This window comes from Bacteroides sp. MSK.20.12 (genome assembly GCF_019052435.1).
Lineage (GTDB): Bacteria > Bacteroidota > Bacteroidia > Bacteroidales > Bacteroidaceae > Bacteroides > Bacteroides xylanisolvens.
The window spans coordinates 37,284-48,196 of sequence record NZ_JAHQVH010000049.1; the positions used below are offsets into that span (position 1 = coordinate 37,284).

The following is a 10,913-nucleotide window of genomic DNA, read 5'->3' on the forward strand; positions in this document are numbered from 1 at the left end:
GCTTCTGATATTTTAGTCATTTAAGAACGGGAATAAATCACTCATACCCAAAAAACCTTCGTGTGTAGCAGTATATTCGGCTGCCAATACGGCTCCCAATACAAACCCGCCGCGGCTCTTGGCATCGTGGGTGATAGAAATGGTGTCTACATCGGACTCATAACGGATGGTATGAAGTCCGAAAACTTCGCCCTCACGGATCGAGCTGATAGGAAGTTCGTTAGGAGCATAATCGTTGGTTCCGCTAATGGCTCCGTCCGGCGCAAGGAAAGTCCCTTTCACCCATTTGTCCTTACGGTCTATCTTTTCCAGAATACCTTCCGCCAGTGTAATAGCTGTTCCGCTGGGGGCATCCAGCTTGTGGATATGATGTGTCTCGCTCATGGTGACATCGTATGCAGGGAACTGATTCATGATTTTAGCCAGATACTTGTTGAGAGCGGAGAAGATGCTGACTCCCAGGCTGAAGTTGGACGACCAGAAGAGTGTTTTGCCCCCTTCCGTGCAGAGCTTCTTGATTTCTTCGCCGTGCTCGGCCATCCATCCGGTACTGCCCGATACCAGTTTCACACCGGCTTTGAACGCTTTCATATAATTGCTGTAAGCTACCATCGGATTGGTAAACTCAATGGCCACATCGGCCGATTTGAATGCTTCCGATTCGAAGTCATCCTGATTATTGATGTCAATGATGCAGACGATTTCATGTCCGCGACTACGGGCAACCTTTTCTATCTCTTTGCCCATCTTTCCGTAACCGATCAGTGCTATTTTCATTGTTTTCTGACTTATATTCAAAATAATAGTCGCAAAGATAAGATTTTTATTACATTTGCAGTGCACATTAACGTCTTGTTAACATGGAACATCTTCTCCACTACGTGTGGAAACATAAATTATTTCCCCTGAAACTACTGCAAACCACCAACGGCTTACCGGTAGAAGTGATTGACCCCGGTCTGCAAAACCCCAACGCCGGTCCCGACTTTTTCAACGCGAAACTAAAGATTGACGGCGCCTTATGGGTGGGAAACATCGAAATACATACACATTCTTCCGACTGGTTTCGCCACGGACATCATTCTGACAAAACATACGATTCTGTGATTCTTCATGTAGTAAGCGAAGCAGATACGGAAATAACCCGTTCCAACGGTGAACAGATACCGCAACTGTTACTTACCTGTCCGGAAAATGTGCAATTGCATTACCACGAACTTTGTGTCGCGGATCATTATCCGGCTTGTTATTCCATCCTTGCCTCTCTTCCCAAACTTACCATTCATTCTTGGCTGACCGCTTTGCAAACGGAACGTTTGGAGCAGAAAGCGCAATTAATCACACAGCGTCTCAAACATTGTAACAGTAATTGGGAAGATGCTTTCTTTATCACCCTTGCCCGTAATTTCGGTTTTGGCTTGAATGGAGATGCTTTTGAAACGTGGGCGGGATTATTACCGTTTCGTGCGATGGATAAGCACCGGAATGATTTGTTTCAGATAGAGGCTTTTTTCTATGGTTTGGCTGGATTGTTGGAAGAAACGTTTCTGAAAAAGGAACAGGAAGACGAGTATAGTCTCCGTCTTTGCAAGGAGTTTCGTTATTTGCAGCGGAAGTTTGAAATCGGGCAGGGGATGGACGCTACGTTATGGCGTTTTCTACGGCTTCGTCCGGAAAACTTTCCGCATATTCGCCTGGCGCAGTTGGCTTATCTCTATCAGAAAGGGGATAAGTTGTTTTCACGTTTGCTGGAAGCGGAAACTCTGGCGGATGTGAGAAACTTACTGGATGCCCGTACGTCTCCTTATTGGGAAAATCATTATTTATTCGGACGACTTTCTTCACAAAAGGAGAAGGCGATGGGAGAGCGTTCCAAGGATTTGATAATCATAAATACAGTGGTTCCTTTTCTTTATACATACGGCTTGCATAAGGCAGATGAACGAATGTGTGAACGTGCCGGACGTTTTCTGGAAGAATTGAAGGCGGAGAGCAATCATATTATCCGTTCGTGGAGCGATGCCGGGCTTCCGGTTGTCAGTGCGGCGGATAGTCAGGCGTTGATACAGTTGCAAAAAGAGTATTGTGATAAGCGAAAGTGTCTGTACTGTCGCTTCGGTTATGAATATCTGAAACATACATAGATTTGGGAAATTGATTATATAGGCGCAAATATTTAGTTCTTAAAATAACCAAGATGCCAAACTTGTCATTATCTTTGCGCCGTCAATTAAACTCTTAATTTGTATAGTGTTATGAGAGCTAAAAAGTTTGTATGCTGCTTGCTGGCTATGCTGCTGCTCGCCGGTGTTTCGTTTATCTCCTGCGGTAATAGTTCCAAGGCAAAAGCCGATAGTGAACTGACTACGCAAAACGGTGAAGATTTCAAATCGTTTCTGGATAAATTTACTTCCAGTGCAGCCTTCCAGTATACTCGTATCAAGTTCCCATTAAAGACTCCGATTACTTTATTGGCAGACGATGGTGAAACCGAAAAAACGTTCCCTTTCACCAAGGAAAAATGGCCGTTGCTGGATAGTGAAACCATGAAAGAAGAACGTATCACTCAGGAAGAAGGGGGAATCTATGTCTCCAAGTTTACGCTGAATGAACCGAAACACAAAATCTTTGAAGCGGGCTATGAAGAGTCCGAAGTGGATTTGCGTGTTGAGTTCGAATTGCAGGCTGACGGGAAATGGTATGTGGTGGATTGCTATACAGGCTGGTATAGATATGACTTGCCGATTGGGGAGTTAAAACAGACTATTCAGAATGTGAAAGAAGAGAATGCTGCTTTCAAAGAAATACATCCGTAGAGATAAGTATCAATATCAAGTATTAAGTATTAGCCAGTCGTTTAATACTTAATACTTATTATTAGGGTTCTCCTACATAATATCCTAGTTCGGATTCTTTTCCGTCTACCATCTCCCTGACAATGCCGTTTTTAGTGTTGAAATCCTGATAGAGTTCTTCATAATCACGTGTATAATCTGCGTCGGGGACTACGTTAACATCAAATTTTAGTTCTGCTTTTCCATTTGGGAGCATATTGCCGAAAATCCGGATGCGGTGAACCACTTCGCCTACATTCTTGATGCTGTTGTAGGTTGCCTTGAATTGCCTGATACCGTCTTCGGGAATGATGATATGCGAACTTTTATCCAGAATGATACAGCCACAGGAAGGTTGCATTTCTGAAATGATTAACGGAGCGTCTCCCGTGTTGGTGATGGTAAACATGATATCGAGTTGCTGACCTTGCTTGATAGGGTAATAGTGCCTGACGGAATCTTTTATCGTCATGCTGGTGGGACGTACTTCCTTCCTGCACCCTGTAAAGCAGAGCGGAAGTGCCGTCAGTAGTAAAATATAGAATATAGATTTATTCATTGTTGCCATTTATTTTTGTTATATCACTTTTTCAGCATTTAAGGGATGAATGCAATTTCATCGATACCCATTTGCGTTCCCGGTTTCTTTAAACAACTGATTTTTATGCTTAATTGTTCTGTTCCGTTCAAGTCTGCCGGAACGGTGGCTTTCATCATTTCTCCTTTTTCTTGGGAGTCTTCCGGTTTCAAGTCTATTGTTTTATAGGCTACTCCGTCTTTCAACAGTTGAACTTGCTGTGGAGCATAGATACGGTGGCGGGGAAGATTCAGAAAACTGATATAGAATGTTCCTGATGCATTGAGTCCTTTAACCGGCAGGTCGATGGTACATTCTTCTCCCGGAATGATAACCCAACCGCAATGATAGTCTCCGGGTAAACCGTGAGTGCCGTCGGTCAGTTTCTTTGAATCATTTTTATTTAGTTTAGGGGTTGCGGAAGGATTCATTCCTAGAAACAAACTTTTCTTTATGTCGGAAGCAAGTATATATTGTTCCCATTCCTTTATATAATAGTCAATCTCATAGGCTGACTCGTTATAATATTCCATTCCGGCAAATGCTTGATGCTCTTTGAGTTGGGCGATCCATTCACGGGTTTGGGGGAGCGGCTGAATATCCTTTCCATTCCGCTTGGCATATCCGTAAGCGTCGAAACCGTGGTCACGTGCTAATTCCATGCGCGTGAAAGACAAAGCGGTCTGAAGTTCGTGCAGCTTTTTGCGCTCTTTCCCTTTTGCTTCGGAAACAAAATCTCCCATTTCATCATAGAATTTGATAAACTTCTCCGGATAGAGGAATCCTTTTTCCGATTCTCTGATACCGGCGTAAAGTCCGAGCCGCTTTCCGGATTGGGCGTTGTTTTCTAGCTCTGTGTAGTAATCGTACAGCCATTTTTTGGATGCCGGGTATTCCTGATTGAAATAGCTTTTAATTAACTCATCAACCGGAAGTTCCGGGTTGATAAGAAGGGCTGATAATACAAAAGTCCTCATTTCATCGAAGGAAGAATAGCTGTAACCGCTTCCGTTGAAAAATATGCCGCTGGCTCCGTGTTGTTTGAAAAGTTGGAGTCTTTGCTGGGCTATCTTTAATATGGGGAAAGGAGTGAGGTAGTCGTCGAAGTTGTTGATATAGTCCCATATATAGATGTTATTCGTTACTTTCTTCCAGTTGTCGAGTTGTTCCGCAAATTTCTTGTCTTGCTCGTCCTTGCCGTCTGTCCGGCGGAGCGGGTAGTTGATAGCGCTGACAATTACCCCGACGTTAGGCGGAAGTTGCTTGTCTGTGACTTGTTGCGTAGTCAGGTAGGAAGTCGTAAAGAACGTGTGCTTGGGAAAACGCTGCGACAGGCGGAGGATCAGTTCCGTAACGGCGGGAGTTGCGTTCTTCTCTGTATTTCCCAATGCGGTACAGGTGGCACACGTACAGGCATACGGAGTATCATCCGGTGCGATTACAAAACGGAAATTCCCCTTTTCACCGAAGTTATCTACGATATAACTTTCTATCTGGTGATACATGTCCTCGGAAGAGAAACACAGTTGTGAGTCATCTGTTTTCCCGTGAATGGTGGCATATACTTTCTCTGCATCTTTTCCCAATACTTTTCGCAGGTTGTGTCCCCATATTCCCCAGCTGTCGTCAAAGTTGTTCAGACCGATAACGCCTGTATGATCGGCGTTCAGGCCGTATGGAGAATAAATACTTTGATAGTCAAATGCAAAAGCTCCGCAAGTATCATTAAGGTTGATAAGGGCGGGAGGAAGATCCGAACCGTCTATGCGCGGGTCTTCTTTACTGATCTTCTTTATCAGCTGGTATTGCAGCCATAACATTTGTTTGTCGTCACTTGCGGTCAGTCTGATATCCGAACCTTTGCAGGCTACTTTGAATCCTCTCTGCAATGTCGGGTCTATCTGTATGATGATACGCCACATATCCATCTCGGAGACACCGAAAGCGACCATTTCATCGTCGTTTGCACGTTTCTTGAGGTGCTCGTACAGGTATTTGGCCCATCGGGTATCTCTGTCCGTCGGATCTTCGCCGATTGTGATGAGGTATCCTTCTTTAGATGGGAACATCTCCGTGCGTGCCTGCATGCGGCAGCCGGATAAAAGGCAGCAAATACATATCATTCCTGCCAATATGGGGCAAAGCGTGTCAGAATGAAATATAGACTTGTGCATAGATGTTATATAAGTTTTTATAGCGTGTCGATATGGATTCTATCGGGTTGAGCGGACTGCTCCCTCGCACGGTGTTGGTCTGGTTATAATAGGTATTCCAGGTACCCATCAGACCTATGGTAATATTAGGACTGACCATGTATTGGCCTCCCAGTCCTACCATTGTATTGGTGTGTGAGAAAGAGCCGGGCAGCGCGTAATCCAATACAGCCGTTTCCGGGGCCGATCCGATACTTGCCATGGCGTTGATATTCGTCTTTCCGTCATTAGCCGGGAAGTATTTGGCACCAATCTGTGCATTGTAGTAGAAGTTGGAATTGAAGAAATGCATATCCAGCTTCGTGTTGAGGCGAACGACTTCGATAGTTTTGGCTAATTCTCCACCTACGGTGAGCAGGTTGGTCTTTGACTCATTCCAGCCGGTAAATAGATAACCGTTATCTCCGGTGCCTCCTGCAAAGAATTCGTCGTTCCATTCATAACGTTTCGTATAGGCAGCTACACGTCTGTATCCCACATGTGCTCCTATTTCCCAGTCATTCTTGAGATAATGCCGTATGGCAACATCGGCGGTAATATCCGGGAAGTATTTGGTAGCAAAGGCGGCATTGACCGTAGTGCTCCACTTCGGTGAGAAGTGATGCGTCCATTCTCCCTGTACCTGGATGCCGACCCCTCCCGGTGTCTGTTCTTCAGCCTCCATGCTGTCGCTTGCCGAGCCGCTTCGTCCTGCATAGTTGAGACGTCCCGTGTAGCTGTTCTTCTGGCCTTTTCGGGTGTATTCGGCGGTGGCAACGGAGGTAATGATGTCTTCTTCTCCGTAGCGTGCACGCAGGTAGGTCAAAGCGATCTCATTCTTGAGCATCATGCTTCTAAGGCCCGATAAGTGCCGTTGGAAAGAACGGTATTCCATGATGGAAGGCTCGTAATACTTTTGATAATAATAGGCTGAATCCGCTTGTCTGTTGGCTTCATATACCACGCCTTTGGTGTATTTCAACGACTTGTTCTGGCTGTCGTAAAGCAAAGCTGTATCAAGAACAGCGAGAGCTTTTTCGGGTTCTTTCGCCTTTGTCAGTTGCAGGGCACGATATTCGCTGCTTTGTGAGAATGCGCCTATAATCTCTTTGTTGCTCGGGTATTTATTGAGTATCGGTTTCAGGAATTCCAAAGAAGCTTCGTATCTCTTGTCGCGTTCAAGAACAGTAGCCCTCTTTGCCTGATAGAACGGTTCTTCAGGATAGTAATTGATTCCTTGCGCTGTATATTTCTCGAATTCATCGTATTTTCCGAGTAAACCGGACGAGTTAATGGCATACCGTAATCCAAGATCGCTCGATGGATTCAGGCTGACCAGTTTGATGGCTTCTTCGTATGCTTTCTTCGTAGCTCCGGCTTCCATGCACTTTTTGATGTAGGGCACTGCCAGTTCCTCGTATCCGATGACGTAGAAGATACGCATATCCTCGTCGCTCTGCTCGATGGCAGACAAATATAGTTGCAAAGCCTCCTCGGTTTTGTCCATTTTATCGAGAATAAAGGCCCTTTTCAACGTACCGTTCTCGTAATCCGGGAAGTGAAGGGTGATGGTATCCAATGTGGCAAGTGCTTCATTGTAACGTTTCATATTGATATAGCAACTCAAGGCTTTTTCCCATGCGGCACCGTTCACGTCGTTGTCTACATGTTTTTGAGATACAAACAATACGTGCGGCAATGCTTCCGCATACAGACCGAGTTCCATCAGTTTTTCAGCTTTCTTCATGTGCTGCGCGCTCATGGCAAGCGTAATGTCATAATCATCAGGATACATCTCGTACATCTTTTTCAGCGTTGAATAGGCAAGATCATCCTCATTCATCTGGCGATAAAGCATATATTCTTTATAGAGAATTCCTTTATCATTGTTGCCATATTGTTTTTTAGCCTCTCTGATATAGAAGAGGGCATCGTCGGTATATCCGCGGGTGACGGAAGTGTTCAATAAATAGTCTAATGCTTCCTTGTTCTTGTTGCCTCCTTCATAGGCCATGCCATATAATACATAAGGGTCCCGCTGTTTCTCTGCACGGGCAGCTTCCATCAATAAGTCGTTGTACATACGCCGTATGGCAGGACTATTGTTTCTCTTCATTTGCTCGCGTATAAATGCCAGTGCTTCCGGATAACGCGCCAATTCACTGAGGATACTTGCCCTTTTGACGATGAGGGCGCCGCTTCCCGGTATGGCAGCCAAACCATTGGAGGACCAGCCTAGAGCAGCCTCCCGGTTTCCTTCCTGCAGATGCAGGTTGATGATGTCCAGGTAATATTCTTCGTTTTGCGGAGATACCTTGATTAGCTCCGTCAGTCTCTCGATCGCTTCTTTCCGGTTACCGCCTTTTTTCATTTGTTGGTAGCCTACTTCCATGCTGTAGATGTAATCCTTCCTTAGAATGGTATCGTTCGGGTAAATCTGATTGATTCGTTTCAACAGGCGATCCGCTTCCACATCGTTGTTCTGCTTGCGGTATAGTTCAATCTTCCTTCGCCATAAGCCTCTCCAATACGGATTCACTTCCAGCAACTCATTAACGTAGCAAATGGCACTGGAGTAGTTTTCGGTAATATCTTCCACGTCTACCAGCAGGTGTTTGGCATTGACGTTGTTATAATTGTCGTCTATTGCTTTAACAAGATGATAACGCGACTGGTCATAATTCTTTTCGTGAAACCAGTATTTGCCCATGAGCCATTCAAGGTCAGAAACATTCGGGTATTTCTGAAGGCCCTCCTCCAACAGCTCTTTTCCTGCTTCCCATTCCTCGTTCGCAAAATGCTCCTGCACAATTTGGGCATATTGCTCCGGCGTCTGGAATCCATTATCGGTTCCGGAGGAAGAGGTTATCAGCAAAAACAGACAACCTAATAAGGTGATCTTATGGAGAAATTCTCTGTTCATTCTATCTTGTCTTTAATCTTTCTTTCTTGTTTAAATCGTAGCCGGTTCAGGCTTCATAGCCGCTGTTTCAGCATCATCCGTATTTTCTTCTTTCTGCTTGAATCCTTTACGTTCCATATTCTTCCACTTGAAGTCTCTATTGGTCAGATAGCTAAGGTATCCTCTCAATGAACAGAAAGTGATGATGGGATGATAGAAGATGGGCTCCAATATGGACGCTATGATAATCCACAGATATTCGTATCCTCTTTTATAAAGCATCCCGACGTAATAGTCGTAGGTAATAACGACGATGGAAAGGAACTGGCAGAACGTATAGATCGTCAGGTAAATCATCCACGCCGTATTCCAGTTGACCGCTCCTGTAAAGGCCAGATAGATAAATACGATCAAACCGGTAAGCTCGATGATGGGTGCCAGAAACTCAAATACGAACATATAAGGCAGAGTCAGCAATCCCATCTGTTTATATGTTTTCTTGAAGATCATCTTATGGTGGATACTAAGTGTCTGGAACAATCCTCGTGCCCAACGGGTACGTTGACGGTAAAGCATCGCCAAGTTGGGAGGTCCTTCTGTCCAACAGCAAGTATCAGGAATCTGAATAATCTTATAAGGACGGGAGAAGTCGCACATATATCCTACCATGCGGGTAATGAGGTCCATATCTTCTGCAAAGGAAGTACCGTCGTATCCTCCGGCTGCAATGGCTACGGAACGGTCGAAAAGACCGAATCCACCGGAAACATTCGGCATACCATTGATTGCAGACCATCCCATCTTACCAATCAGGTAGGAACGCATGTATTCGAGGTTCTGGAAAAGCGGAATCGGAGTACGCGGAGTTCTCACGTCTACTATCTGCCCGTCTTTCACTACGCATCCGTTTGCCATCAACATCGTTCCGCTGACTGCGATTACCTGTTTATCGGAAGATATGATGGGCGATATACAGCGGTAAAGAGCATATTTCTCTAAGATACAGTCTACGTCCGTACAGATGAAATAAGGATATGAAGAAACATTGATACCTGCATTGGATGCATCCGCCTTGGTTCCTCCATTCTCTTTGTCTACAACGATGAGCCGACTGTATTTCGGACTGGTAGATTTGAAGAGTCTTCTGAACGGTTTGGTTTTGATTCGCTCAATATAGGCATAGGGAACTTCTATCAGTTCGTAATGTTCAATCATCTTCTTCAACGTACTGTCCGTGCTTCCGTCATTTACAATCACCACCTCGAAAAGTGGGTATTCCAATGCGAGCATAGAGTTCACGTTATCAATGATTGTCTTTTCTTCATTGAAAGCAGGGGCAATTACCGAAATACCCGGTGTATAGGGAGATTCTTTAATTGTTTTCCGCATATAACTTTCCACATAGTAATCTTTTCTCCGTTTCAGAGAAATGAAAGAGAGGAAGGCGAATGTGACGAAGAATATCGCCAGCATACTCGTATAAAAGAATACGAAATAATTGAAGAATGTAAATATTATATCTCTCATATTCTCTAAATTAACTGGTTGATTAACGGATGCTTGGTATGGGCAAACAATATAGCTGTGTGGGAATCAGCTTTTCTCTCCAATTGATCGAATGTTTTTCTTCCCATTGCACTGTATTCATAGAGGGCTTTCAGGATGATACGTTTTGTCCCCCAGTTGTCTGCTTCATCATAAGCATTGTAAAGAAATCCTAATGCTTTATCTGTTTTCAGGTCTGCAACAGCCGAAATGATTTGTCGTTTGACTTCTTCCGGTTGCACATGATACATTTCAATCAGCTTGGGCTCGATCTCTTTATATTTTAGTTTTCCTAAAGTTCTGATCGCTTCGCCCCGGATTTCGGTAGAGCGTGCGTTGATTTGTTTAGCCAGAATGGGAGCACTATCGGTTTCATTATATAACCGGATTTCGTTGATAAAGAATATCTTAACATTCTCTTCGGCCGAAGTATTCACCCATTTTATAAAGCTCGGTGTGTTATATCCCACCTTCTTGCGGTGTTCCAAGATGGCATGCAATTCCATCATATCCCATTGTCTCAACTTCATGCCGATGTCTTCGTCGAAGAAACGGAACGGATCTCCCTGGCTTAGCCACATATAAGTGTAGCGTGCAGAGTTCCTCAATTCTATTTCACGATGATAGAGGAAGCGCACCAATACCGCTTCAGAGGCATATCCGTTGATGGATTGAATAAGTTTCAGCGCTTGTATCTTTGCTCTTTTGGAGCCGAATTGAAGTTCGCGTTCAAGGAAACGCGTGATCTGGAATACGGTTTGAATCGTTTGATAGTTTAGTTCATGGATGTCATCTTCATGTACACTCTGTAACTACTCAGGTATCTTTTCCTGAAAATTGAAAAAGTAATCCAAACTCTCTTA

At 44.3% G+C, this 10,913-nt stretch carries 7 protein-coding genes and 1 pseudogene; 2 read left to right on the plus strand and 6 right to left on the minus strand.

From position 1 onward, the window contains the following. Positions 1-12 precede the first annotated feature (12 nt). Complete coding sequence (dapB, locus tag KTR06_RS20300) at positions 13-777, minus strand: 4-hydroxy-tetrahydrodipicolinate reductase (RefSeq protein WP_120067635.1); 765 nt, start codon at positions 775-777, stop codon at positions 13-15. Positions 778-860: 83 nt separating this feature from the next. Here dapB and KTR06_RS20305 point away from each other — a divergent pair, with 83 nt between their 5' ends. Together KTR06_RS20305 and KTR06_RS20310 are read left to right on the plus strand one after the other, a co-directional pair. Beyond that, complete coding sequence (locus tag KTR06_RS20305) at positions 861-2,144, plus strand: DUF2851 family protein (RefSeq protein ID WP_120067633.1); 1,284 nt, start codon at positions 861-863, stop codon at positions 2,142-2,144. A 111-nt stretch (positions 2,145-2,255) separates the two neighbouring features. Continuing rightward, the gene (locus KTR06_RS20310) at positions 2,256-2,816 is read left to right on the plus strand and encodes a DUF4348 domain-containing protein (RefSeq protein WP_165861892.1); all 561 of its coding nucleotides are present in this window, start codon (positions 2,256-2,258) and stop codon (positions 2,814-2,816) included. 61 nt (positions 2,817-2,877) lie between these two features. Here KTR06_RS20310 and KTR06_RS20315 read toward each other — a convergent pair whose 3' ends face one another. The 5 genes and pseudogenes from KTR06_RS20315 to KTR06_RS20335 all read right to left on the minus strand — a co-directional run. Then, positions 2,878-3,393 carry a DUF1573 domain-containing protein gene (locus KTR06_RS20315; protein WP_004324271.1) on the minus strand — a complete coding sequence of 172 codons (516 nt, stop codon included), beginning with the start codon at positions 3,391-3,393 and terminating at the stop codon, positions 2,878-2,880. A gap of 38 nt (positions 3,394-3,431) precedes the next feature. Next, on the minus strand, positions 3,432-5,585 hold the full coding sequence (locus KTR06_RS20320) for a DUF4838 domain-containing protein (protein ID WP_120067628.1): 2,154 nt from the start codon (positions 5,583-5,585) through the stop codon (positions 3,432-3,434). Further along, positions 5,560-8,526 (minus strand): hypothetical protein, encoded by a 2,967-nt coding sequence (locus KTR06_RS20325; RefSeq protein WP_004310345.1) that lies wholly within the window; start codon positions 8,524-8,526, stop codon positions 5,560-5,562. Before KTR06_RS20325 ends, KTR06_RS20320 begins: the two co-directional genes overlap by 26 nt. Positions 8,527-8,556: 30 nt before the next feature. Beyond that, the gene (locus KTR06_RS20330) at positions 8,557-10,032 is read right to left on the minus strand and encodes a glycosyltransferase (RefSeq protein ID WP_004324274.1); all 1,476 of its coding nucleotides are present in this window, start codon (positions 10,030-10,032) and stop codon (positions 8,557-8,559) included. 5 nt (positions 10,033-10,037) lie between these two features. Further along, a pseudogene (locus tag KTR06_RS20335) lies at positions 10,038-10,862 on the minus strand (HEAT repeat domain-containing protein); the annotation flags it as partial. Positions 10,863-10,913: the final 51 nt, after the last annotated feature.

Excerpts from the sequence above, each read along its gene's own strand:
- KTR06_RS20325 (WP_004310345.1), bottom strand. The coding sequence starts at position 8,526 with ATGAACAGAGAATTTCTCCATAAGATCACCTTATTAGGTTGTCTGTTT.
- KTR06_RS20310 (WP_165861892.1), top strand. The coding sequence starts at position 2,256 with ATGAGAGCTAAAAAGTTTGTATGCTGCTTGCTGGCTATGCTGCTGCTC.
- KTR06_RS20320 (WP_120067628.1), bottom strand. The coding sequence starts at position 5,585 with ATGCACAAGTCTATATTTCATTCTGACACGCTTTGCCCCATATTGGCA.
- dapB (WP_120067635.1), bottom strand. The coding sequence starts at position 777 with ATGAAAATAGCACTGATCGGTTACGGAAAGATGGGCAAAGAGATAGAA.
- KTR06_RS20305 (WP_120067633.1), top strand. The coding sequence starts at position 861 with ATGGAACATCTTCTCCACTACGTGTGGAAACATAAATTATTTCCCCTG.
- KTR06_RS20330 (WP_004324274.1), bottom strand. The coding sequence starts at position 10,032 with ATGAGAGATATAATATTTACATTCTTCAATTATTTCGTATTCTTTTAT.
- KTR06_RS20315 (WP_004324271.1), bottom strand. The coding sequence starts at position 3,393 with ATGAATAAATCTATATTCTATATTTTACTACTGACGGCACTTCCGCTC.